Below are 23,954 nucleotides of genomic sequence, written 5' to 3' on the forward strand. Positions count from 1 at the left end.
AAAAGTATTCCAATTTCCTAATACCAGCATTGAAGATGCCGGCAGCTCCAAGAAAAATCATTCACATTGACATGGACGCATTTTACGCTTCCGTTGAACAGCGCGATTTCCCCGAATACCGGGGAAAACCACTGGCTGTGGGTGGCTCGCCAACCGGCAGAGGCGTAGTGGCTACCGCGAGCTATGAAGCACGCAAATTTGGCGTACGATCTGCAATGCCGTCGCGGCAGGCCATCCAGCTTTGTCCGCAGATCATTTTTGTGTCTCCTCGGTTTGAAGTGTACAAAGCTGCTTCCCGCAAAATACGTGAGATTTTCTCCCGCTATACCGATCTGATCGAACCACTTTCACTCGATGAAGCTTACCTGGATGTGACCGAAGACAAGCTGCAAATCGGATCGGCTATGGAAATTGCGAAGCGGATCAAACAGGAGATCAAAGAGGAACTGCAACTCACCGCTTCTGCCGGGGTGTCGGTCAACAAGTTTGTGGCGAAAATCGCTTCCGACCTCAACAAACCCGACGGACTTACCTTCATTGGTCCTTCCAAAATTGAAAGCTTTATGCATACGCTGCCAGTCGAGAAGTTTCATGGCGTGGGTAAGGTTACTGCGGACAAAATGAAGGCAATGGGACTTTTTACCGGAGGCGATCTCAAAGCATTAACCGAAGAAGAGCTGACGCGCAGGTTTGGCAAAAGCGGACAGTTCTTTTATAAAATCGTGAGAGGAATTGACGAACGGGAAGTGCAGACCCACCGGGAAACAAAGTCGCTGGGCGCGGAAGATACATTTACCTACGACCTTACCACGCCGGAAGAAATGTACAAAGAGCTGGACCGGATTGGTGAAACGGTTGTGAACAGATTGAAGAAAAACCAGCTGCAGGGACGCACTGTCACTTTAAAGATCAAGTTCAGCGACTTTACACAAATTACCAGGAACCAGTCTTTCACTAAGCCGATCTCAGATTTTGACAGCATTGTAGAAACCGCCCGGGCGCTGCTCGATAAGGTAGATATGAATGAAAAGCCTGTGCGGCTGCTGGGTATCTCACTGTCTAATTTTCACGAGCCCGAAGTAAGAAGCCGGAAACCCCGTGATCCCGAACAGCTGGAATTATTCCCGTGATTAAAGCAGCAATGCATCCACACGGTGCGCCTGCACTTTTTCCTCGCAGCTCGACCATGAAAATATCGTAAACCTGCCGTCTTGCGAAGCGACGAGCGCAATAGCGTCGTGCTGATCGTGGACAAACTGCGCTGCCGATAAATGCCTGGTACCACCCGTTTGCACAGGATGCACGACCATTCCTTCGTTGCCGATAATTGGTTCGGTCACAATAATCTCTTCTACCGGGAAACCATCCGCAGCGCGACCGATCTTGGCGCCAAATGCGAGCAGTTCGTAGCTGTCATTGATTATTGTAGCTCCGTCTACGGCAGTAAGTCCGGCCATATTATGGATCGCCGGGCTGAATTGTGTCTGCCAGGAAATAGGGTTAGGCTCTTTGAGATAGCCTCTGTACAGCTCTGCCAGCTCAGAGAATGCGGGCTGAACGTGATAGGTAATGGGATGTATAATGGACTTCCGCCACGTCTCGGTGCCGGTAGGTACCACCAGCAAAATACCGCCGCGTTCATGGGCGCGCATTGAAACCGCCAGCTGGACCAGCAGATTAGGCGAGTCGTTCCACATGTTTGGTGAACGGAAACCCATCATAGAATTCACCACCGAGGGGCAGTCTCTTACTTTGGCGCTTTCCTCATTCACAATTTTCACCTGGTCTCCTTTGAGCACAGCCACATTGACGAACTTACCCAACCCATCCACACGCCGGTGCTTGATCACCAGCATGCCGGGCTCGATCACTTCGAGTACAAAGCACAAGCCCGGGATTACGCGGGTCGTACCCCAGATGCGCAGCTCGCCTCCTTCTGTCCAGACTCCCAAATGGATTCCCGAACGCTCTACGGCCGGCGCAAGCTTGGTAAGTGTATTGGCCGAAAGTGGCAATGTTTCCGCGAAAACAAGCGGGTGCTCCGCGTCGCGGGGCGGCAGGTATGCAATCGAAACTTTCGGTGATCTCCCCTCTTCTTTTCGCAAGCTCGCCCAGAACGTGGTGTCTACAATTGCTTCTATGGTTTTGCGATCGGGCTTTGGCGCAAGGTCCTGTTCGTAGTATCGGCTGACGGCACTGTGGTGTTTTTCAAAGTGGCTGACCACTTGTTCCGCGATCTCACGGGCAGCTTTATAGGTGGTCGTCGGATATAACTCGCTTGCGTCGAAAGTGAATTCGGTATTGAGCATTGTGAAACGATTAGACGGTCGGAGAAAAGTGAATGTTCCGGAGAGAACCTCGGTTTAGTACAACAAACAAAGACTGCCCTGAAAAAGTTAGATCACGAAAAAAATTAAGGAATGTTTTGTTCGTTCATGCAACCATTGAGTATTTTTTTTCACACATTATAAAAAAGAAGTGCCCCAGATCAGAAGTTTTTAATGGTTGACTGTGAGGTAATTCACGCCAAAACATACCGCACAATCAATATTTTATCGAAAATTATAACGCACGCTTCCAACCAATTTACTTTTGACAGGATCATAGGAATATAAGCCAGTCTGTTAGCCATGAAAATTTAAATTTTGCTTTACCAGTATGATTAACGTCCTAGATTATCGAACTTGCCTGCATCAAACCCCCTTCTTTTCTCGTATTTTAAATCAAAGCAGTTAAAATTAAATTTTGTAATTGAAAAATACAGAAACAGTCTTTTGAAAAGTCTTACGCACAATCTTGCAGGCTTTTCGTCCATCTCTCCTCGTATAAAGTTTTTAAGTAAGCATTCGTAGTTCATTTTTTAAGACTACTATTTTAATATTCAACGATATCAAGTGAACGCGTATATAGTTTTCGTGAGTTGGCGTGATTTACAGTTTAATGGTTCAATTATTTAGTGCAAGCGTGTGACTTGTCGAATACAATGAAATAAAGAAGGGGTCGTTTCAACTGGGACCTAACCTTCGCCAGATTCATCCATCAACATTAAAAAAATCGCTATCGGAAACACTATTACGCTACACTAAAACTGTAAATTAATGAGAAGCATCTCCGTAGTAATTCCGAATTTTAACGGAAGACACTTGTTCGAAAAATATTTCGAGACCAATTATAAAATCCTGAAAGGACTCGGGCCGGAGGTACAAATCATCGTTGTCGACGATGCATCTACAGACGACTCGGTTGCCTACCTGGAACAACACTACGGTGATAATATTACGATCATCCGTAAGGAAAAAAACTCCGGCTTTGCGAACACCTGTAATCTGGGTATCAGAAAAGCAAATAATGATTTGATCTTCCTTCTGAACACCGACGTGACGCTGGAAGAAGGTTATTTTGAAAAGCTCTATAAGTACTTTGAACTCGAAGATACCTTCGGGGTAATGGGCCGGATTATCGGAATGGAAGATGATAATATCCTTGATGCCGCCCGCTCTCCCAAGATCCTGGGCCGGAAAATTAAGCCAAGCAATTTCTTTTATTTGCAGGATTCCGATACACTTACTCCTACATTCTATCTTTCAGGCGCCATTGCTTTGATGGATACCCGCAAACTGAAAGCGATCAACGGGTTTAACGAAATGTTTAATCCCTATTACGGAGAAGATCAGGAAATGTCCATCCGCGCGTGGCGCCTGGGCTGGAAATGCTACTACGAACACAATGCAGTTTGCCGCCACGAGGTATCTGCTACAACCAAAGGCCACAAAGATGCATATTCGGTTAAAAGGATTTACTTCCGCAACCGCTATTATATGCACCACCTCCACCTGCACGGTCTGGATTTAAACCTTTATCACTTGCAGGTGATCCTCAGCGATGTGTTGCCGAGCTTACTTACATTTCAGTTTTACAAAGCGGAAGCCTATCTCGATTTCTTGCGTAATATGAATGAGCTGAAAATGAGAAAGCGTGCATTTAAAAGGCAGATGAAAGTTCACAAATCCAACATCGGGATTATTGAGGTCATCGAGAACATACAGTACATGCTTAAATACAAGCAGGTTGTTAAATTGTAACCTGGGCTAGTACTTTTAAAAGGATAAGCATTAATTTGCATCCTCAACCGGAAATTTCTCAGTTTCCGGCTATTTTACTTTCGGGTGTACGCAATGTACACCATCCATTTAAGAATGAAAACATACTTCCGATTACTGTCATTTGCACAGCCAATTGCCAGATTTGCATTTCCTTACATTATCTGTACAGTCCTTGGTGTCATATTCAACACGCTAAACCTTGCCTTGCTGGCGCCTCTGCTCAGCACTTTATTCAACAATAATGATGAAGGTACCGCGCTGATTGCCAGGCCCGACAGCTGGTTTGACGTTCCGACCGCACTTAACTATTTTGCACAACAGGCCAACCTGGAATACGGCCCACACGGCGCACTTCGCATTGTATGCGGTGTGATCGTTATTTCGGTGCTCCTTTCCAATATCTTTAAATACTTCTCGCAGCGGATCATGGAGAACCTGCGTATCCATACGCTGCTGAACCTGCGCAAGACGGTTTTTGATCATGTGATGAACCTGCACGTAGGCTATTTCAGCAACCAGCGAAAAGGGGATATTATTTCCAAAATTGCGTCTGACGTTCAGGTTGTGCAATTCTCTGTTACCGGTACTTTGCAGGTGGTTTTCAAGGAGCCGCTGCAATTGATCGCCTACATTTTCATGCTGTTTGCAACCTCGGTAAAGCTGACGTTGTTCGCGATCCTCGTAATTCCCGTCTCTGCTTTTCTGATTTCAAAAATTGTTAAGCGGCTGAAAGAGCAGGCTGCATTGGCGCAGCATTATTTTGGTCTGATGATCAGCTATCTGGACGAAGCGCTTACCGGTGTGAAGATCATTAAAGCTTTCAATGCGACCGAGCAGATCAAAGAGAAATTCCACAGTGAAAACGTCCGTTACTCTGAACTGGGAAGGAAAATGGCGCGCAGGCAGCAGCTGAGTTCGCCGGTATCCGAATTCCTGGGTGTAGGTATGGTGGCTATTATTGTACTTTACGGCGGGTCCCTGATCCTCGACAACCAGTCCGATCTGAGCGTTTCCAAGTTCGTCGCATACATCGCGCTGTTCTCCCAGGTAATGCGCCCGGCAAAGGCGATTACGGATTCATTCAGTACCATTCACGCAGGAATTGCAGCGGGAGAGCGGGTTTTGGAATTAATTGATGAAAAACCTGAGATCAAAGATGCACCCGACGCAATCGATCTGAAAGACTTTAAAGAGGCGATCAAACTCGAAGACCTTTCCTTCTCTTATCCTGCACGGCCGGTTTTGAGCTCCATTAATGTGACGATCCCGAAAGGGAAAACAGTAGCACTGGTAGGACCTTCTGGAGGTGGCAAATCGACTTTAATGGACTTGCTTCCGAGATTTATAGAAGCACAATCCGGCAGGGTTACGCTCGACGGCATTGACGTGAGGCAAATCAAGCAGGAATCCCTTTGGGCGCTTTTCGGTTTGGTTAACCAGGAGTCGATGCTTTTCAATGATACTATTTTCCAGAACATCGCTTTTGGGAATCCGGACGCTACGATGGAGCAGGTGGAAGCCGCCGCGCGCGTGGCCAATGCACACGAATTCATCATGGATACGGAGCACGGATACAACAGTAACATCGGTGACAGGGGTATGAAACTTTCAGGCGGACAGAAACAGCGGATCTGCATTGCCCGCGCTGTATTAAAAAACCCTCCTATCATGCTTTTGGATGAAGCTACCTCGGCATTGGATACCGAATCCGAAAAGCTGGTACAGGAAGCATTGAACAACCTGATGAAAAACCGGACTTCGCTGGTGATCGCACACAGGCTGAGCACGATTCAGAATGCGGATATGATTTTGGTGCTGGATCAGGGGAAAGTTGTTGAACAGGGAAATCACTCGGAGCTCATCGCACACGAAGGGCTTTACAAACGATTGATTGACATGCAGACATTTAACGAGTAGTTTAATAGTAACCAATTATGTTTAAAAAGAGAAATCTGGTTTCCCGGCTTTGGCTGAAACATACGGACAAAATCCGCTATAAACAGTATAAGTGGGAGCTGCGGAACCAGAAGCAACTGGCTTTTGCCAACTTCATAACAGACGCAGAAAAACTGACCAGCCCGGCGAAAATCATCAACTTCGCAAAACAGAACGGGAAGATCCGGCTGAGCCACAGCGGCAATGCCGGTGACGTGATATATGCATTGCCTACCATTGAAGCGATCCGTAAACTGACGGGTGCACGCATTGAACTTTACCTGCGCCTCGGCCAGCCGCTGATCCTGTCCGGTTACAATACGCACCCGCTGGGTAACGTGATGCTGAATGAGAAAATGGCTGAAATGCTGATCAAATTGCTCCGGCCGCAGCGTTATATTGATCATGTGGAAATACATACGGATCAAACGATCGACATAGACCTGGATTACTTCCGCGCTGGCGGTATCCCGCTTGACAAAGGAAATATCGCACGCTGGTGCAGCTACCTTACCGGCGTTAATCCTGTGCTCTGGAAACCCTGGCTGGAAGTTGAACCGGACAGAAGCTATGAGAACATTATCGTGATGGCAAGAAGCGAGCGGTACAGGAACTATACGATCAACTACAAGTTCATGAACCAGTATGCTGATATCGTATTTATCGGCGTGGAATCTGAATACAAGGATATCAAGAAGACGATACCGAATATCCGCTGGGTGCAGGTGGATGATTTTATGCAAATGGCGCAGATTATTGCGGGCTGCAAGTTTTTCATCGGAAACCAGTCTTTCCCCTACTCCATCGCCGAGGGTTTGAAAGTACCGCGCATTCTTGAAACATCATTTGAAGTAATCAATGTAGTGCCTGAGGGAAATGACGGATTTGATTTCTTTTTTCAGGAACACCTGGAATCGCTTGTCAGCACACTCAACAATCCTAAGCAGCAGGAAAAAACAATTTAGGTACAATCCCCGGAAAGTACCCGCCTACTCAAAGTTCTCAACGAATGAATCGCCCCGGAAACGTGGCAGTGGTGGTGCCTATTTACAAAACCACGCTGACGCATTATGAAGAAATTTCATTACAGCAATGCGCCCGCGTGCTCGGCAACTACCCCGTTATTGCTGTAAAACCAGAAAATCTGCAACTCGATACCCTGCCCGGTAATGCGGTTTTCAAAGAGGCTATCTGCTTTGACCCTTCTTATTTTTCCGGAATAGAAGGTTATAACCGGCTTATGATGAGCCAGGAGTTTTATTCCAAATTTCTTGACTACGAGTTCATTCTAATACACCAGCTTGACGCTTTCGTTTTTCAGGACGAACTAACCAAATGGTGCCAGAGCGGCTACGATTACATTGGTGCGCCCTGGCCCAAGCGCCTGGAAGAGCCGGATATTATCAAAGCGCTTAAAACCAAGGCTATTACCTTTTACCATCAGTGGCGCAACATTCAGGAAGACGGGTTACCTCACCCGCGCCAATTTGACAATCAGGTGGGGAATGGCGGCTTTTCGCTGCGCCGCGTCCGCAAGTTCCATCGCATCGCGGGAGAAATGCGGAAGAAGATTGAGGCTTATCATCAGCGGACCGAGCACCAGTTTCACGAAGATGTGTTCTGGAGTATTGAAACAAACCGCGGGATTCCGCAGTTACGCATTCCGGAATACAAGAAAGCATATCAGTTTTCCATTGAAAATAACCCCGAACGCGGTGTACGTTTCAACAAAGGAAAGCTCCCGTTTGGCTGCCACTCCTGGGACCATAATCTGGATTTCTGGAAACCGTATATTGAAGCTTGTGGCTACAAGCTGGACTAATTTACGCCCGCTTTTTCCAAACCCTCCAAAGGTCGACATACAACTTATACCATTTGCCGCCCGCGAAGATCCGCGACTTACCGGATTTCCGGATAATGCGGGCAAGCCGCCCGTAAGTGCTTCCCTGATCCAGTTGCCTGTTATGAAAGGCTTTGAACGCTTTCCGCTCGTTACGGAGCAATTCCGCCTCGTTCAGCCCGTCGGTATTAACCGGTAAAATTGCACTCCATTTCTCGTGCACTTTCAGTATCGCCTCTTCCCAGTCTCTTGAAAAAGCGCCTTCGGAAAAGTGCCGCAGCAGGATCTCGTAGGTGACCGCAACTTCGTAGCTCGTACCTATTGCAAGCGAAATGTCAATATCGTATGCGTGGAAACCAGTCAGCAGCTTTTCGTCAAATGGATATTGTTCGGCAATGGATTTCCGGGTACACATCCAGCAGCCGTCGATACTGGCTACTTTTGACAATTTCTCATTGCGCGGATTACGGTAATCGAGGAATTCTTCCTTTCCGGAATATTTAAAACCCTGCATCAGGCAGCAATAAAAGGCTCCATTCAGTTCAAGATCTGCATTGTACCAGCTGGAAGGCACAACAGACTTATACCCGCCGCCCGCAACCCCGAGCAAACCCAGACTTGCATTACTATCAAAAATAGCCACGAGCTTTTGTCCCCAGTTCGCAGTAATCATCTCGATATCTTCATGCATGAAACAAACAATGTCATAGCGCGCATTGCGGGTGCCCATGTTGTATATCTCGCAAATACCCTTTTTTAATACATTATTGTCAAAAGCAAGAACCTCGAAAGGAACCCCGATGGTATTCTCTATACTTTGCTCCACCCGGGAGAGATCTTCCGGATTTGCTGAACATATTACAATTGAAATCATTGCCTGCTGGTCTGGCGGATTGTTTTGGAAGTAAGTCCAAAATTAACGCTTTAAGTAGATCGCCGCCTACGCATGTTTTATAAACTAATTCCAATTCAATAGATCCAGATGAAACGTTTGCTCTTCCTAGTACTCCTTTTTACCGCTCAGGACGCTTTTTGTCAATTAAAACTCGCCCGCTTATTCTCTGATCACGTCGTTCTGCAACGTCAGAAACCCATTCCGGTTTGGGGCTGGTCGAAGCCGGGAGAAAAGGTCAAAGTAACCCTTGCTGGCCAAACCTCTGAGGGCAAAGCCGATGCGTCGGGTAAGTGGCAGGTCAGCTTCAAGCCCATTGAAGCAGGCGGTCCGCACACCATGCAGGTAACTGCCAAATCGGGCAATGTAGTGGTCAATGACATTCTCATCGGAGAAGTTTGGCTTTGCTCGGGGCAGTCTAATATGGAATGGCCGGTTAGTGCAGCGAAAAATTTTGAGGAAGAAAAGAAAGACGCCGAATATCCTCAGATCCGGCACTTTCGGGTAGACCACCAGGTGTCCATGCAACCCGAAAAAGACCTGAATGCGGGCGAATGGAAGCTCGCGACCTCCGGCACAGTCGGCGCATTCTCCGCGATCGGGTTTTTCTTTGCGCGTGAAATCAACAAAAAGCTGAACATACCGGTCGGCATTCTGCATTCATCCTGGGGCGGTTCACAGATCGAAGGCTGGATCAGCAAAGAAGCTATGCTTGAAGATGAAGAGCTGAAAACTTATGTGGCAACAATGCCGAAAACCTGGGAAGAGGCAGACGTGGTAATGGACGTAAAGCTTCGCAAGCAGCTGTTTAAAAGCGCCTCCGTTTCACCTTCGGCAGATGATGAAAAAAAGTATATATCCGGTAATGCAGATTTCAGTTCCTGGCAGAAAGTAGCGGATCCTGTGGGACAATGGGACTGGAAAGGTTCGCAGGGATTTCGCGGCAAAGGTTATATGGCGAAAGAAGTGGATATCGCAGCTGAGATCACGGCGCAGCCTACTACCCTTTCAGTGCCTGAAAACGATAGCCCGAACCAGATCTACATCAATGGAAAGCTGGTGTACGAAGGCGAAATGAAGGGGACCAGGAAGATCAGCATTCCCGCAAATACCTGGAAAGCCGGAAAAAACCAGCTCGTGATCAGAATGGGCAATATGGTCGGACAATCTTGGTTTGGACCAGGATTTATGGGTTCGGCCAATGACCTGTACCTTGAAGCAGGATCAGGCAAAGTAAACATTGCGAAAGACTGGTATCTTATGCCTTCGTTTTCTGAAAAGCATGAATATGCGCATTTGGTGAACAATGTAGGCACTACCATTTACAATGCGATGATCGTGCCGCTGATCCCGTTCGCTATCCGCGGTACCCTGTGGTATCAGGGCGAAACGAATGCGCCACGTGCTTACCAATACAGAAAGTCGTTTCCGCTGATGATCAATGACTGGCGCAGACGCTGGAAAGACGATTTTTCTTTCTATTGGGTACAGCTTTCCAGCTTTGGAAGTGAAAACGACAGCAACCAGGGAAGTTCCTGGGCTGAATTGCGTGAGGCGCAGAATATGACATTGAGCCTGCCGAAAACGGGAATGGCGGTATCGACCGACGTAGGAAACCCAAAAGATATTCACCCGACAAACAAACAGGACGTAGCCCACCGCCTCGCCACCAATGCGCTCAAATTTGATTACGGACAGAATATTCCGTATGCTTCTCCCATTTTCGACAAGGTTGTTTTCAATGACAAAACTGCGCAGGTAACTTTCAGGAATGCCGAAAACGGTTTGATGACGCGCGATAAGTACGGTTATGTGAAAGGTTTTGAGATCGCCGGGGAAGATAAGGTGTTCCATTTCGCGCAGGCGGTGATTGAAGGGGATAAGGTAATTGTTTCAAATCCGACCAACAGCAAGCCAGTTTCAGTAAGATATGCGTGGTCAGACGCGCCGGAGGATGCTAATCTGTACAGCAAAGACGGTTTTCCCGTGAGTGCATTCAGGAGTGACGATTGGACAGGGCAGACTGTGGGGGTGAGGTTTGAATGAGCCGCCGTGGAACGGGGAATGACTGAATGAGCCGCCATGGAATCAGAGATCGAAAGTGAACAATAAATGACTTAATGACCCAATGACAAAATGATAAAATCAATTACCAAGAAATTTCTATGGGTCGCTGTTCTTTCGTTATCTGTTTTTATCAGTTCCCGTTCTCTTTTTATTGAAAGTCCGGGGGAAGAAAAAGAATGGCCGGAATACCTGGGCGGGCCGGATCGAAACCATTATTCATCACTTACTCAGATCAATCCGGGCAATGTGAACCAGTTGCAGGTAGCATGGACGTACTCCATGCCCGATTCCGGCCAGACGCAGGTTAATCCGATTGTAGTAGATGGTGTTTTGTACGGGGTAACTTCCACCGTGCAGGCATTTGCATTGGACGCATTTACCGGAAAACAGCTTTGGATATTTGGCGATAAATCAAAAAACGGTTCCAACACAAGCCGCGGACTTACCTATTGGAGTGATGGAGACGACAAGCGGATTCTGCACGCAATGGGCGAATTCCTGTATGCGCTGGATGCAAAAACGGGTAAACCCATTCAGACTTTCGGGGAGAATGGACGCATTGACCTGCACACCGGACTGCCTGAAATAGCTGCTAAAAAGTATATGGTTTCAAATACACCCGGGACCATTTTTGAAGACCTGATCATCATGCCGCTTCGCCTCTCGGAAGAATCTGATGCGGCACCCGGCGACCTGCGCGCATTCAATGTGCGTACAGGCAAGCTCGTCTGGACTTTCCATACCATTCCCTATCCCGGTGAATTTGGCTACGAAACCTTCCCGCCTGACGCTTATAAAAACACCTATACCGGCGCTGCTAACAACTGGGCAGGCACTGCCATTGACCGGACGCGCGGCATCTTATATGTACCTACCGGCTCAGCGGGTTATGATTTTTATGGAGGAAAACGAAAGGGAGCAAACCTGTTTTCAAATTGTTTGCTTGCACTGGATGCGCGTACCGGAAAGCGGATCTGGCACTTTCAAACCATGCACCACGATATGTGGGACAGGGATTTGCCTGCGCCGCCGAATTTGGTCACGATCACTAAGAACGGACAGAAGATCGATGCAGTGGCGCAGGTAAGTAAGCAGGGATACGTTTTCCTTTTCGACCGGGTCACCGGCAAGCCCATTTACCCGATCCGCGAGGTGACTGCGCCACAAGCTGCATTGCCCGGCGAGCATCCCTGGCCCACGCAGCCGGTACCGACGCGGCCTGCTGCATTTGCAAGACAAGCCTATACGCTGACAGAAAACGATATCAGTCCATATGCACCAGACCGGGATTCACTTAAAGCCAAATTCAAAACCTACAAGAAGGCACTTTTCGCTGCCCCCAGCAAGGAAGGTACCGTGATCCTGCCGGGCTTCGATGGCGGAGCTGAATGGGGCGGCGCGGCGGCTGACCCTGAGAAGGGTATATTGTATGTAAACAGTAATGAAATGGCGTGGATACTGACGATGAAAGACACACCCAAAGAGTCGGAACTATCGGCGTTGAGCCCGGGCGAGAAAACATACACTACTTATTGTGCAACCTGTCACGGCGCACAGCGGAAAGGCAATGCAAAAAGCGGGTATCCGTCGCTTGTCGATATCGGCAGCCGCCGTGACCGCGCGTTTGTCAGCCAGCTTGTCACATCAGGCAAAGGGATGATGCCCGGCTTTCCGATGCTCACTGCCGGCGAAAAACAGGCGTTGATTTCCTTCCTGTTTGGTGACGAAAAAGTGGAAGCTGTGTCGCAAACTCCTGCCTCGAAAAAGACCTTTTTACCATATCAGAGCACTGGTTATAACAAATTCCTCGATGCAAATGGGCTGCCTGCCATTGCGCCGCCGTGGGGTACTTTGAATGCCATCGACCTGAATACGGGCAAATACCTCTGGAAGGTCCCATTCGGCGAAGTGGCTGCATTGAAAGCGAAAGGAGTTCCAACCACCGGTACCGAAAATTACGGAGGCCCCGTGGTCACCGCCAGCGGGCTGCTTTTTATCGCAGCGACCAAGGATGGAAAATTCAGGGTTTTTGATAAAGCCAATGGGAAACTTTTGTGGGAAACCATGCTCCCTGCTGCGGGATTTGCCACTCCGGCTACTTACGAAGCAAATGGAAAACAGTTTGTCGTGATTGCTTGCGGAGGTACCAAGCTCGGCACCAAAAAAGGCAATCAATATGTAGCTTTTGCATTACCCTGATTTGACGATAACACATTTACCATATTACCTGCCCCCACACAGCTTTGGGCGAAAACATACATGCCGGATAGTGCCTGCCGCACGTTGCTTTACGCTTACAAGCTGAATTGAACCACCAAATCATTTCATTGCCGCGCTACGAAAACAAAAGGCGATGTTTGGAATTAACAACCAACAATCCGAAATGACTATGTTCAATGACAATAAAGCAGTGGATGCAACAGGTAATGAGCTGAGCTTTCTTTACGAAATGCTCTTTTGTGATGAGCTGTCACTATTTGAGGAGGTTTTGGAAGATACCCGCGTATACCCCTGGCAGGTACTTTTCAACCCGGCTGCGACTCCGGATGAGTTGTATGAACTGATCGATCTGGCCACCAACGAGACGCGGATAAAGCTACTGGCTTATCAAAGATTACAGCAGGCCAACCAGCCTGTTCTGAAACAGGAACTCCTTGGAGTGATCGTTGAAGTAGGTTTGCAGGACGGCCTGGACGTACTGGCAGCTTACCAGGATGGAACAGCAAGGTACCTGCATCATACCGGCAAGATCATTTTGTGGGAATCTGCCAATGAACAATCGCAGGTACTTATCGATACTTTATTTGAAGAAAGCAGGAAGGTAGTGCAGGAAATAGGTATCTGGCCAAATGGGCGGCTTAATCCACCCAAGACAGGCAATGCAAGGATTTCCTTCCTGGTATCCAACGGGCTCTATTTCGGCGAGGCGGATTGCGATGTGCTTTTCAGCGACGCACTGGCTGGCCCGGCACTGATGGCTGCTACTGCATTGCTCAACTATCTTACTTCGAAAGTCCAGGCGTAGTTGCTTTACAGCGTCTCAATGTACTTCACCATCATTTTCCGCGTATTTGCGTCAGGCAGTTTTCCGGTTGCTGCACCAAGGTTATCAACCAGGTGTTTCACGTCGGAAGTACCGGGAATGACGCACGTAACTGCCTCGTGGCTGATCATGTATTTGAGGAAAAACTGCGCCCAGGTTTTAATGCCATAGTCAGCTGCCCAGTCCGGCAGCTGCTTGCCTTTGGTTGCCCTGAACAATGCGCCCTGCTCAAAGGGTTCGTTAATCAGAACAGCTACTCCATTGTCTCGGGCCGCGTCCAGCAGGCTTTTTTCAGCGTTGCGGGAGCGGATGGAATAGTTAAACTGGACGAAGTCTACCGATTTGGATTTCACGATTTGTTCAAGCCGGGAATGCGCCGAATCTGTGTAATGAGTGATACCTATGTACCTTGTTTTTCCCTGCGCTTTCCAGTCTTTCAAAGTTTTCAAATGGGTCTCCCAGTCAAGCAGGTTATGTATCTGGATCAGGTCCAGCTTGGTGCGCTTCATTTTCTTCAATGAGGCATTCATCTGATCAATGCCTTCCTGGCGCCCGCTTGTCCATACTTTTGTAGCAAAGAAGAATTGTTCATTGAGTTTTATTTCTGCCGACAAATCTCCTATTACCTGTTCTGCCCGGCCATACATTGGTGAGGCGTCGACAACCTTTCCGCCCAGCTCATTCATTTTTTTCAAAACGTCTCTCAAAGGATTTCGCTCATCGGCAGAGCTACCGACATCAAACTGCTGCCAGGAACCCAACCCAACTACGGGAAGCTTCTCTCCTGACGAAGGAATGGTACGCTGCATTAACATAGCTGGTGCTTTAAAGGCTTTCACCGGAACGGGATCAATCAGCAGACTTGTACCGACCGCTCCCAGTCCCTTTAATACTTCCCTTCTTGAAAAATTGGGCTTCATTGCATTTAAATCGTGTTACGGTAGCTCAATTTACACAACAATCGAAGAATCGCCCCAAAAGTTTATAAAATAGAAAAGGAGCCAGATCGAGCTGACTCCCTTTACAAACCTTACACCAATTTACCTTTTACTTTTTCTCAATGGAAACATTTACCTTATAGTCTTCCAGCTTGGGCGACTGGGTAGTTTCCGGATACGGAAGTACCTCATTCACACTAAGCACATAGCTTTGGCCGCTCAGTGTAAATGTTTGAAAATCGGTGCGCTTGTCTCCTTTGAATGCCACACTCACGTCAGTAGCATTTTTTCCATCGGATACATTGAATTTCACTTTGGCATCGCCCATCTGAACGCACACCACGTTCTTGGGACAGCGACTGTCAGTAACTTCGCGGAGATCCACTTTCAGGTCATCGCCTGTTGTAGGGACTGTGGTTAACTGACGATAAGGTACAATAGTAGTTTCCACTTTTTCCTGCGGAGCGGCTACTTCATTTTTTGTGCATGCTAATGTGGAAGCACAGATCAATGCGATAAGAATTGTTTTTTTCATGGTATGTTAATTAAAGACAATCAAAAGAACCGTTAATGCAAAAAATGGTTGTAAGGCAGTCGCGCAATTTGTAGGAATCGAACTGCATGGACAGTCTGGCATTAAACTTCAAAAGGAAGTTCATACTCTCTGGAAACCGGCTTTGAGCTTCTGGTTTTGACGGTAACACGTGCTTTTAACGGACCGCCAGTCAGCAGGTAGTACTTAATGTACTCGTCTTCATTCCTGGCCCAGGATTTATCTTCAATGTAATATTCCGTCGCACCTGACTTGCCAGCCAGGTAAGCCCAACGCTCCACTGCATTTGGCTCAAACGTGATAAACTGCCCCATACTCATGATCTGTATTCCGGGCAGGCCTGCATTCCCGAGCTCAGTACCTGCCTCTACCACCACATTAATGCTCGTATTATCTTCCAGATCACGCACCGCCCACTGGTCGATCATTGTTTTTGTATTCGCCATCTTTCCTAATTTAAGTTTCTGAAACTCAAAATAGGACTTGGAAAGACATTTGAATTTTCAAATTACAGAGTGGCGGAGTTCATTTATTATCTGGCAAGAATTCGGAAACTGAACATAAAAAAAGCCGGGAACAAGTCCCGGCTTCACTAGTATGCTGGATTAAAAACCTTATCCGGCATTGTTACCATCTTTATCAAGTTTCACACGGGCATTTTCATTACCCTTGGCCACCTGCAATTCATAGTATTGCGAATTGTTATTTTCAGTTACCAGGAAGGCCTTTTTAACTGTCCATCCCGCGAAGTCATCGCTTTTGATGGTCTTCTTAATTCCTTCCGGAAGATCTTCCGGTTTCACGGCAACTTTGTTCTCCTTGTTGTCTTTCTTAACGGCAGACTGTTTTTGCGCTGCTACTTCCTGTTGTTGCGCTTCCTGCTGGCCTGTTTGGGCTTGCGCCGAAGCAAAGGAAATCAGCGTCAGGGCAAGTGCCGATACTATTAGCTTTTTCATGATCGTATGTTTTTTAGACAATTGATACTAATTCTCGTGCATCCGCACTTCTGCCCTGTTATTAAACATCATTGTGCCAAAAACCACAACCCTATTATTTACAGTTGTTTACAAAATGGACGAGGATTACGACAATGGTAATCAGCGCCGCAGTCTGTTGTTTTTTTCACCAAAAACAAAAAACCCGCACCGGAATGCCGGCGCGGGTTTTCAGTATCAATAACATTTAATTACTTATCGTAACCCGGATTCTGAACCAGTTTCGCGTTACGGTTGATCTCGTCGCGGCTGAATGGACGGAAGTACATTTTATCCACCCAGGTTCTGTTTTCATGCGACTTCTCTTCCACTGGAGTGTAAGTGTAGTCGTAAACAGTCGGATCATAGTGGTAAGGCTCACGCATGCTCTTGCCAGGCTTGAACTTGCCGATTACCGTGATATACTGCAATGGGCGACCCAATGTTTCTTTCGCGATCATCCAGCGACGTGCATCGTGGTAACGCTGCTCTTCGTAAGCCATTTCAATGCGCTTCTCATGACGGTAAGCATCTCTCAATGCAGTTCCCGAAGCTTTGATCGCAGGCATACCTGAGCGGAAACGGATTTTGTTGAGCCATGCCAATGCTTCTGCCTCCTGACCAAGTTCGATGCTTGCCTCGATGTAGTTGAATACTACTTCTGTTACGCGAATGAATGGCCATGGGATATTTTGCCTGTCGGTGTTGTCGTAAAGCGCAGGGTTTGGATCGATGAATTTACGCATGTAGTATCCTGTGCGGCTACCGTTCCAGTCTTCGATTGAGCTGCTGCGTGTATCAAGTCCTTTGCGGTTAAACAATGCGCCTTTCTCGTCAAGCAGGTCATAAGAACCTGTCTGAATCTGGTTCGCAGGATCTTTTGCGTCAGACGGACGTGGTTTCCAGGTTGCGCCATCGTACATCACAGTCGCGTAGAAACGTGGGTCGCGGTTTACATAAGGAGTCGCTTTGTGGGTCGGATTCGTCCATGAGAAATTGGTACCATCCATCATCTGGTAATCATCAACCAGCAAACCGATTGGAGTGTTACCTGCCCAGTTGTGATATCCGTTAGGACCATTATTCAAGCCCATCTGGCGTGCGCCTTCGGCAAGACTTGGTGTGAAGTAGCGGCCGAAAATGATCTCGCTTGCACCAGAAGCATCAACCGACTTGTCAAGACTACCACCGCCCATTGAAATGGAAACATAGTTCTGCTTGCCTTGTTCTGCGGTTACCGGAGCAGTCAGGTTAAGTTTATATCCGCCTGAGCTTGCATCTAATGCAGCTTTCGCGGCAGCCTGCGCAGCCTGCCATCTTGCCTTGCGATCTCCGGAAACATATCCGAGGAACTCAGGATTGGGATAAGCCGCCAATACAGATGATTTTGCTTTTGCAGTGGTCATATCATGCAGATCACTCGCTGCATAAAGCAATACACGTGATTTAAGCGCCAATGCAGCAACTTCTGTTGCGCGGCCTTTTACTTCTGCTTTGCCTTTCAGCAACATGGCAGCGCTATCGCAGTTCATCACGACAAACTTCACACACTCGTCGTACGTATTACGTGGCACGGAATAGTCTTCATTCAGGTTGTAAACCTTTGTGATGATAGGTACCGCACCATAGTAGCGAAGCAATTGCTGATAGTAATAGGCGCGAAGAAAATACGTCTCTCCCATCAACCTTGCTTTCAGCGTCTGGTCTGCGAAAGTAGCAGTCGGCAAATTCTGCAACGCGAGGTTAGTTGCCCGGATGCGGGTATACATTGGTCCCCAGCCGTAGGTATCGTCAACCCAGCCCAGGTTAGACGGGCTGAGGCTACCTTCGTTTACGGTGTTGATGTTTCTCCCGGTATGGGTAAAAACAGCTTCGTCAGTCAGCGAGGCCAGCATTTGTTCGCTGAATCCGCCCTGCTGTAAACCCTGGTAGATACCAGTTACAAATCCTTCTGCCAATGCCCCTTCTTTCCAGACTTCTTCTGCAGGGATTTCAGTTGGAGGCGTTACGTCCAAAAATTCAGTGTCGCAGGATACGAGCCCGGTTGTGGCAAGTGCTGCAAGGAATATCCAATTTTTATAACTCAATTTCATGATTGTTTCTTAAAAAGTTACACGTACACCAGCATTCAGCACGCGGGACTGAGGATAGTACTGACCGTTTGAAGAGGTCGCCTCAGGATCCCAGATCTTGATCTTGTCAATGGTGAACAGGTTAAGTCCGTTTACATAAATTCTCAAATTACCCAGACCGATTTTGCTACCGACTTCCGAAGGCAGGTTGTAGCCCAGCTCGATGTTTTTAAGACGCAGGTAGTTGTTGCTTCTCAGGAAGTAAGTATTAGCTCCGGCAATATCGAAGTTGGTGTAATACGTATTGTTCCTGTTGGCAAGTCTTGGTTCGGTTGAACTTGGATTGTCGATCGTCCAGCGGTGATCGTAAGCATATTTCAGGTAGTTACCAATGTCGCCGGATTCAGTCTGTCCGATGTACTGCAATCCGCCCAGTGTACCCTGGAACAAAAGAGACAGGTCAAATGCCTTGTAACCCAGGTTGATGTTCATACCACCTGTGAATTGAGGGCGGTTTGTTTTTTCTGACCGGAGCTTATCGTCAGCAGTAATTTTGCCGTCGCCATTGATATCCTTGAACTTCATATCACCCGGACGGATTGAACCTGTGATCCCGCTGTAATCCAATGGATTTGAGTCGATCTCAGACTGGTCACGGAACACGCCGTCATACTGGTAGGCAAGGAATGAGTTGTAAGGCATTCCGGTAGTTTGCTGGTAAGTCGGAGCACCTGGCGTTTCATCCCAGTACTTGATCTTGTTTTTGGCATAACCACCATTCACACCTACTGAGTAAGTGAAATCGCCTGCATTACCATCGTAGCTCACTTTAAATTCCCATCCTTTGTTTTGCAGCTTACCCAGGTTTTGAGGAGGAAGCTTTCCGTCAATACCGGCAGAAGAAGGAGTTGAACCTGCTTTTGGGATCAGGATGTTCGAACGGTTGTTTACGAAGTAGTCAAATTCAAATGCAACGCGGTCGCGGAACAAGGTACCTTCGATACCAAAGTTGGAGTTGTTGGCAACCTCCCAGGTAAAGTTCTGGTTAGCTACGCGTGTTTCCAGCAATGTTTTTGCAACCTGATCATTGATAATGTAAGAACCAAAGCCCATTGTAGACAGGTACTGGTACTCAGCAAGTGTCTCGGTACCGATCAGGTAAGGCTCAGCACCCATTTGTCCCCATGAACCGCGGATTTTCACGTTGTTCATGAAACGTACATTGTTTTTCCAGAAATCTTCTTCTGAAATCCTCCAACCTGCTGATACCCCTGGGAAGAAACCGAAGCGGCCTTGTTTCGGGAATACATAGGATCCATCCACGCGCCACAGGAACTCAGCAAGGTATTTTTCCTTGTAGTTGTAACCCGCGCGACCGAAGTAGCTCAAACGTGCACGTCTGAACAAATCGAAGTTATCGATATTCTGCTCTGCTGCACCACCTGCAAAAAGCTGGTCAACAACGGGCGAGATAAAGTAGCGGCGATATGCGAAGAAACCGTCAGCATCAACCTTTTCACGCTGGATACCAGCCATTACATTAAAGTTGTGATCATTGATCGATTTCTCGTAAGAAACCTGACCTGTAAGCTGGATAGAAAGCTCTTGGGAAGCATTTTCTGTCAGACGGGGATCGCTGAAAGTGGAGCGTACTGTTCCGGTAAGGAATGGCGTAGTTCCGTCAGCTTCGTAGTTTTTTTTGTCCCAATAGTAAAGTGTCCATGGTTTCTGGAAAGACTTCTGGCGGCGCAATTGCTTGTCCAATGCAGCCATACCTGTCACTTTCAGACCTTCCACTCCCGGGATAAGGATCTCCAACGTTCCATTGGTCTGGATGTAGTCACGTTTGTCGTGGTTGTATCCTGTTGTATTAGTCGTGATCACAGCTGGGTTCTGACCGTTTTCAATGTCAGGACCAGGGCGACCATCCGGCCAAATTGCGATTTCAGTTGGCTTACCGCGCATCAACATACGGAAGATATCTCCTGCACCACCCCCATTCGGAAAGCGACGGAATTCTTCACGCAATGCAACACCAAGATTGGCACTTACATATTTGTTGATTTTAGTATCCAGGTTTATACGCATGTCGTATTGCTTATAGCCTGTCGCCGAATTCACGTAGTTACCTTCCTGGTTGATGTAACCCAATGAAGCCAGGTATTTGATATTGTCGCTACCACCTGTCAATTGCAGGTTGTGGCGCTGCTGCGGAGACCACTTACGGATTACCGCATCATACCAATCCGTATTTGGGTGGATCAATGGATCTGAACCGTCTCTGAAACGGTCGATATCAGCAGGTGTAAATACGGCGCTCAGCACGTTTCCATTGTCAGTACGTGTATAGGCACCGTTGGAATTAAAGCCTTGCAATGCGCCTCCCCACTGCCCTACCGGCAGATTGTCATAAATCTGCAACTCGTTACGGATAGTAGCGTATTCAGCTGCATTCGACATTTCAGGAGTACGGGTTGGCTGCGCAATACCCATGTTCAGGTCGTACGCCAGCTGGGGCTTACCCGTTTTCCCTCTTTTTGTTGTGATCAGAATAACCCCGTTACCTGCGCGCGAACCGTAGATAGCCGCCGCCGCATCTTTCAAAACGGAGATACTTTCGATATCGGCCGGGTTCAAACGGTCCAAACCGCCACTACGGTTAGGGACACCATCTACAACGATCAGTGCATTGCTGTTACCCAGTGAGTTGGTACCACGGATACGGATCGCAGAGCCATCGTAACCAGGTTCACCACTCGCCTGAACAGTAGAAACACCAGGCAAACGGCCACCAAGTGTATTGGAAAGGTTAGTTGCCGGTGCTTTTTGCAGTTCAGCACCTTTTACTGCTGTAACGGAACCCGTTAAAGTAGCTTTTTTTGCTGTACCATAACCTACCACAACTACCTCGTCCAGCGCTTTGGTATCAACAAGCATTTTAACGTCAAGGCTGGTTTTGTTGGCCAGCGGAATTTCCTGCGTAATGTAACCAATGAATGAAAAGACCAGCGTCGCGGTCCCAGGTGCATTTACTGTATAATTACCTTCCAAATCGGTGACGGTTCCCACCGAAGTCCCCTTCACAACCACACTCACTCCTGGCAAACCTTGTCCTTGCTCATCGTTAACTTTCCCCTTGACTGCAGCATCCTGGGCGAATGCAGCGGCACTGACCAGCATAGTCAGCACAAGAGAATAAAAGTACCGTGTTAGGTTCCGGTCCCTTCTTCTTTTAGAAATTCTCATAGATCGAACGTATAAATTTGTAGATAGTGAAAAAAAATAGTTAAACATTGAAATTCTTGCGTCGTGCTGTCCTCACCTCCTTTGCTTCTGTGTCTAAATTACACAATTAATAATTCAACTTTTAGTTACAAATGTCCTACTTGGGGTAAAAACGTAATTATACCGGGAATTATTAGCTCAGAACTTAGAGCAGAGAATAATAAACGTATCGGGCATTATCTGTATAAAACTATCTCTTCTACGGATTGTACAAGATGTCACCAGGTGTACAAAAAGATATGAAATTATTCACATAAACAAGGATTCCAGCAATCTGACTATGTTTTCTTCGAAAATAACCATGGGTTACTACTCCCGTCTGTGGCGCTATGGTGATATTCAAATGTTAAATGTGAGGATAGAAATAAATGCTGGGTGTGGTGATAAGATCCGCTTGTTAAGCCGCGTTTGCCGCTGGGTAATGGGTTTGTTTATAGCGGTAAGTGCCTGCTTACTTTGAGAGATGTATGTCCGTCGGCCATTTTACGTGGGCAAAGTCCTCATCTTAACAGATATCTTTATGAAATCCTTTTTTATTTTCATTCTCGCATGTTGTATTTCTTTTCTAACGAAGGCGCAGGGTACCCGTGACTTTTTTTCATTCCAGGGGATCGCAAGAGATGTAGATGGTAAGCCAGCAGCTAATAAGAGCATTTCTCTGCGACTAGGGATTCACCCGATGCTCAATCCTAACGTATTTACAGAAGAGCATAAGGCAATTACAAATGCACAGGGAGTCTTTACTGTACTTGTTGGAGGAGGCACTCTGGTGGGCGGCTACTATTCAAATATTGATTGGGCAAATGGCTATTATTTCTTGCATGTCGAAATGGACATCAATGGCGGGAGCAATTATGTCAGCCTGGGATCTACACAGCTAGTTAGCGTGCCTTATGCATTACACGCGAAGCAAGCTGAGCGATGGAAAAACAATGAACCAGTAATCCAAACCGGTTTTTTTGAATTTGGCGAGCCGATTAGCGACCAACCGGCAGGAACACGTCTGATATGGTATCCTAAAAAAGCGGCGTTTAGAGCAGGTTATATAAACAGCGATGCCTGGAACAACAACAATATTGGTCCACACACTGCTGCATTCGGATTTGACACGAAGGCTTCCGGCACTTATGCTTTTGCCATGGGGAATGCGACAGCTGCACTGGGTACCGGCTCTATTGCAAGTGGTGACCGGTCCGTTGCCTCGGCCAACTATTCCACCGCATTCGGTTCCGAGACCAAAGCACAGTCAGCTTATGCTACCAGCTTGGGTAGAGAAACAGTGGCAAAAGGGATAGCATCTACCGCAATCGGGATCCAGAGCACCGCCCATGGTGTCGGATCGATGTCGACCGGATATTTGTCCAGCGCCGAAGGAAACATGTCTTTTACAACAGGTGAGGGTACCTATGCCAAAGCTTTCGCGTCTGCGACCTTTGGAGCTTATAATAATGTGCAGGATAATCCATCAGGCCCGGCTATTTCTGATAAAAAAAGTTCTGACCGCATTTTTCAAATAGGCAATGGGTCTGGCCCAACGGATTTATCGAACGCCTTTACAATGCTTCGGAACGGAAACATAGGGCTTGGAAAGAACGCGCTTCTTCCGGATTTCATCCTTGACATCGACGGCCGACCGCGCATTCGCCACAACGGGGAGACCGCAGGCATTTACTTCAACAATACACAAAATCAGCCAAATGCTTTCGTTGGGATGAAAAACAACGATGAAGTTGGCTTTTACATCGGAAATGCCTGGCGCTTTTGGGTAGACAACATTGGGAATGCAATGGTCGCATCAGGAGTACTTCAAAGCTCTGATCAGCGCCTGAAAAGAAATTTCCAGGTGCTCACCAGCAGCCTTGCGAACATAAGCAATTTAAAGGGATACCACTATTTCTGGAAAGACGAGCATCTTGACCAAGGTTTGCAAACCGGCGTAATTGCTCAGGAAGTTGAAAAGATCTTTCCTGAATTGGTCAAAACAGATGCCTCAGGTTTGAAGTCTGTCAACTACACTGGCTTGATCCCGCATTTGATCGAAGCTGTTAAAGAATTAAATGCCAAAAACCAGGAACTGGAACAGGCGCTTTCAAGATTGAATACCCTGGAAGCAAGTGTAAACCAGCTCTTAAAAAGAGAACAACTTATTACTCCCGCTAGCAAAAAGGCGCGTTAAATATATTCCCTAAACTATTGAACATAGTCCAGCCGGCAAGATCGTCTTCGCCGGCTTTTTCATGTTTGAACGATGC

The 23,954-nt window shown here is 47.3% G+C and carries 17 protein-coding genes; 9 read left to right on the plus strand and 8 right to left on the minus strand.

Features of this window, described 5'->3' with window-relative positions; translation table 11 throughout:
* Positions 1 to 35 precede the first annotated feature (35 nt).
* Complete coding sequence (gene dinB, locus ASG33_RS20000; protein ID WP_056289560.1) at positions 36 to 1,130, plus strand: DNA polymerase IV; 1,095 nt, start codon at positions 36 to 38, stop codon at positions 1,128 to 1,130.
* On the opposite strand, the gene ASG33_RS20005 is transcribed toward dinB, so the two are convergent.
* The gene (locus ASG33_RS20005; RefSeq protein ID WP_056289562.1) at positions 1,131 to 2,309 is read right to left on the minus strand and encodes a putative sensor domain DACNV-containing protein; all 1,179 of its coding nucleotides are present in this window, start codon (positions 2,307 to 2,309) and stop codon (positions 1,131 to 1,133) included.
* A gap of 789 nt (positions 2,310 to 3,098) precedes the next feature.
* On the opposite strand from ASG33_RS20005, the gene ASG33_RS20010 reads away from it, so the two are divergent.
* The 4 genes from ASG33_RS20010 to ASG33_RS20025 all read left to right on the plus strand — a co-directional run bounded on the left by ASG33_RS20010 (position 3,099) and on the right by ASG33_RS20025 (position 7,860).
* Positions 3,099 to 4,082 (plus strand): glycosyltransferase family 2 protein, encoded by a 984-nt coding sequence (locus ASG33_RS20010; protein ID WP_056289566.1) that lies wholly within the window; start codon positions 3,099 to 3,101, stop codon positions 4,080 to 4,082.
* A 114-nt stretch (positions 4,083 to 4,196) separates the two neighbouring features.
* The gene (locus ASG33_RS20015; RefSeq protein ID WP_056289569.1) at positions 4,197 to 6,020 is read left to right on the plus strand and encodes an ABC transporter ATP-binding protein; all 1,824 of its coding nucleotides are present in this window, start codon (positions 4,197 to 4,199) and stop codon (positions 6,018 to 6,020) included.
* A 17-nt stretch (positions 6,021 to 6,037) separates the two neighbouring features.
* On the plus strand, positions 6,038 to 7,003 hold the full coding sequence (locus ASG33_RS20020) for a hypothetical protein (protein WP_056289572.1): 966 nt from the start codon (positions 6,038 to 6,040) through the stop codon (positions 7,001 to 7,003).
* A 44-nt stretch (positions 7,004 to 7,047) separates the two neighbouring features.
* Positions 7,048 to 7,860, plus strand: coding sequence for a DUF5672 family protein (locus ASG33_RS20025; RefSeq protein WP_056289575.1), 813 nt, complete (start codon positions 7,048 to 7,050; stop codon positions 7,858 to 7,860).
* A gap of 1 nt (position 7,861) precedes the next feature.
* Here the strand turns inward: ASG33_RS20025 and ASG33_RS20030 are convergent, their stop codons facing one another.
* Positions 7,862 to 8,752, minus strand: coding sequence for a glycosyltransferase (locus ASG33_RS20030; RefSeq protein ID WP_056289579.1), 891 nt, complete (start codon positions 8,750 to 8,752; stop codon positions 7,862 to 7,864).
* Positions 8,753 to 8,860: 108 nt separating this feature from the next.
* Here ASG33_RS20030 and ASG33_RS20035 point away from each other — a divergent pair, with 108 nt between their 5' ends.
* The 3 genes from ASG33_RS20035 (at position 8,861) to ASG33_RS20045 (ending at position 13,862) form a co-directional block, all read left to right on the plus strand.
* A complete protein-coding gene (locus ASG33_RS20035; RefSeq protein ID WP_056289582.1) occupies positions 8,861 to 10,816 on the plus strand; it encodes a sialate O-acetylesterase in 1,956 nt (651 codons plus the stop codon).
* Between the two features lie 90 nt (positions 10,817 to 10,906).
* Complete coding sequence (locus tag ASG33_RS20040) at positions 10,907 to 13,036, plus strand: PQQ-binding-like beta-propeller repeat protein (protein WP_056289584.1); 2,130 nt, start codon at positions 10,907 to 10,909, stop codon at positions 13,034 to 13,036.
* Between the two features lie 184 nt (positions 13,037 to 13,220).
* Positions 13,221 to 13,862, plus strand: a complete 642-nt coding sequence (locus ASG33_RS20045; protein ID WP_157474869.1) for a hypothetical protein — start codon at positions 13,221 to 13,223, stop codon at positions 13,860 to 13,862.
* A 5-nt stretch (positions 13,863 to 13,867) separates the two neighbouring features.
* On the opposite strand, the gene ASG33_RS20050 is transcribed toward ASG33_RS20045, so the two are convergent.
* From ASG33_RS20050 to ASG33_RS20075, 6 genes are all read right to left on the minus strand, one after another.
* Positions 13,868 to 14,800, minus strand: coding sequence for an aldo/keto reductase (locus tag ASG33_RS20050; RefSeq protein WP_056289591.1), 933 nt, complete (start codon positions 14,798 to 14,800; stop codon positions 13,868 to 13,870).
* Positions 14,801 to 14,927: 127 nt separating this feature from the next.
* The gene (locus ASG33_RS20055; protein WP_056289594.1) at positions 14,928 to 15,353 is read right to left on the minus strand and encodes a hypothetical protein; all 426 of its coding nucleotides are present in this window, start codon (positions 15,351 to 15,353) and stop codon (positions 14,928 to 14,930) included.
* 101 nt (positions 15,354 to 15,454) lie between these two features.
* Positions 15,455 to 15,817: a hypothetical protein gene (locus ASG33_RS20060; RefSeq protein ID WP_056289596.1), complete on the minus strand. Its 363-nt coding sequence runs from the start codon at positions 15,815 to 15,817 to the stop codon at positions 15,455 to 15,457.
* A 168-nt stretch (positions 15,818 to 15,985) separates the two neighbouring features.
* Positions 15,986 to 16,327, minus strand: coding sequence for a hypothetical protein (locus ASG33_RS20065; protein WP_056289598.1), 342 nt, complete (start codon positions 16,325 to 16,327; stop codon positions 15,986 to 15,988).
* 230 nt (positions 16,328 to 16,557) lie between these two features.
* Entirely contained in the window at positions 16,558 to 18,438 is a 1,881-nt protein-coding gene (locus tag ASG33_RS20070; RefSeq protein WP_056289600.1) for a RagB/SusD family nutrient uptake outer membrane protein, read from the minus strand.
* Between the two features lie 9 nt (positions 18,439 to 18,447).
* The gene (locus ASG33_RS20075; protein ID WP_082489335.1) at positions 18,448 to 21,663 is read right to left on the minus strand and encodes a TonB-dependent receptor; all 3,216 of its coding nucleotides are present in this window, start codon (positions 21,661 to 21,663) and stop codon (positions 18,448 to 18,450) included.
* A gap of 559 nt (positions 21,664 to 22,222) precedes the next feature.
* Between ASG33_RS20075 and ASG33_RS20080 the strand changes: the two genes are divergently transcribed.
* On the plus strand, positions 22,223 to 23,878 hold the full coding sequence (locus ASG33_RS20080) for a tail fiber domain-containing protein (protein WP_162242763.1): 1,656 nt from the start codon (positions 22,223 to 22,225) through the stop codon (positions 23,876 to 23,878).
* Positions 23,879 to 23,954: the final 76 nt, after the last annotated feature.

Origin of the sequence: Dyadobacter sp. Leaf189 (genome assembly GCF_001424405.1) — a bacterium.
Lineage (GTDB): Bacteria > Bacteroidota > Bacteroidia > Cytophagales > Spirosomataceae > Dyadobacter.

Coding starts and splice junctions, on each gene's coding strand:
- dinB (WP_056289560.1), top strand. CDS start 36: ATGCCGGCAGCTCCAAGAAAAATCATTCACATTGACATGGACGCATTT.
- ASG33_RS20005 (WP_056289562.1), bottom strand. CDS start 2,309: ATGCTCAATACCGAATTCACTTTCGACGCAAGCGAGTTATATCCGACG.
- ASG33_RS20010 (WP_056289566.1), top strand. CDS start 3,099: ATGAGAAGCATCTCCGTAGTAATTCCGAATTTTAACGGAAGACACTTG.
- ASG33_RS20015 (WP_056289569.1), top strand. CDS start 4,197: ATGAAAACATACTTCCGATTACTGTCATTTGCACAGCCAATTGCCAGA.
- ASG33_RS20020 (WP_056289572.1), top strand. CDS start 6,038: ATGTTTAAAAAGAGAAATCTGGTTTCCCGGCTTTGGCTGAAACATACG.
- ASG33_RS20025 (WP_056289575.1), top strand. CDS start 7,048: ATGAATCGCCCCGGAAACGTGGCAGTGGTGGTGCCTATTTACAAAACC.
- ASG33_RS20030 (WP_056289579.1), bottom strand. CDS start 8,752: ATGATTTCAATTGTAATATGTTCAGCAAATCCGGAAGATCTCTCCCGG.
- ASG33_RS20035 (WP_056289582.1), top strand. CDS start 8,861: ATGAAACGTTTGCTCTTCCTAGTACTCCTTTTTACCGCTCAGGACGCT.
- ASG33_RS20040 (WP_056289584.1), top strand. CDS start 10,907: ATGATAAAATCAATTACCAAGAAATTTCTATGGGTCGCTGTTCTTTCG.
- ASG33_RS20045 (WP_157474869.1), top strand. CDS start 13,221: ATGACTATGTTCAATGACAATAAAGCAGTGGATGCAACAGGTAATGAG.
- ASG33_RS20050 (WP_056289591.1), bottom strand. CDS start 14,800: ATGAAGCCCAATTTTTCAAGAAGGGAAGTATTAAAGGGACTGGGAGCG.
- ASG33_RS20055 (WP_056289594.1), bottom strand. CDS start 15,353: ATGAAAAAAACAATTCTTATCGCATTGATCTGTGCTTCCACATTAGCA.
- ASG33_RS20060 (WP_056289596.1), bottom strand. CDS start 15,817: ATGGCGAATACAAAAACAATGATCGACCAGTGGGCGGTGCGTGATCTG.
- ASG33_RS20065 (WP_056289598.1), bottom strand. CDS start 16,327: ATGAAAAAGCTAATAGTATCGGCACTTGCCCTGACGCTGATTTCCTTT.
- ASG33_RS20070 (WP_056289600.1), bottom strand. CDS start 18,438: ATGAAATTGAGTTATAAAAATTGGATATTCCTTGCAGCACTTGCCACA.
- ASG33_RS20075 (WP_082489335.1), bottom strand. CDS start 21,663: ATGAGAATTTCTAAAAGAAGAAGGGACCGGAACCTAACACGGTACTTT.
- ASG33_RS20080 (WP_162242763.1), top strand. CDS start 22,223: ATGAAATCCTTTTTTATTTTCATTCTCGCATGTTGTATTTCTTTTCTA.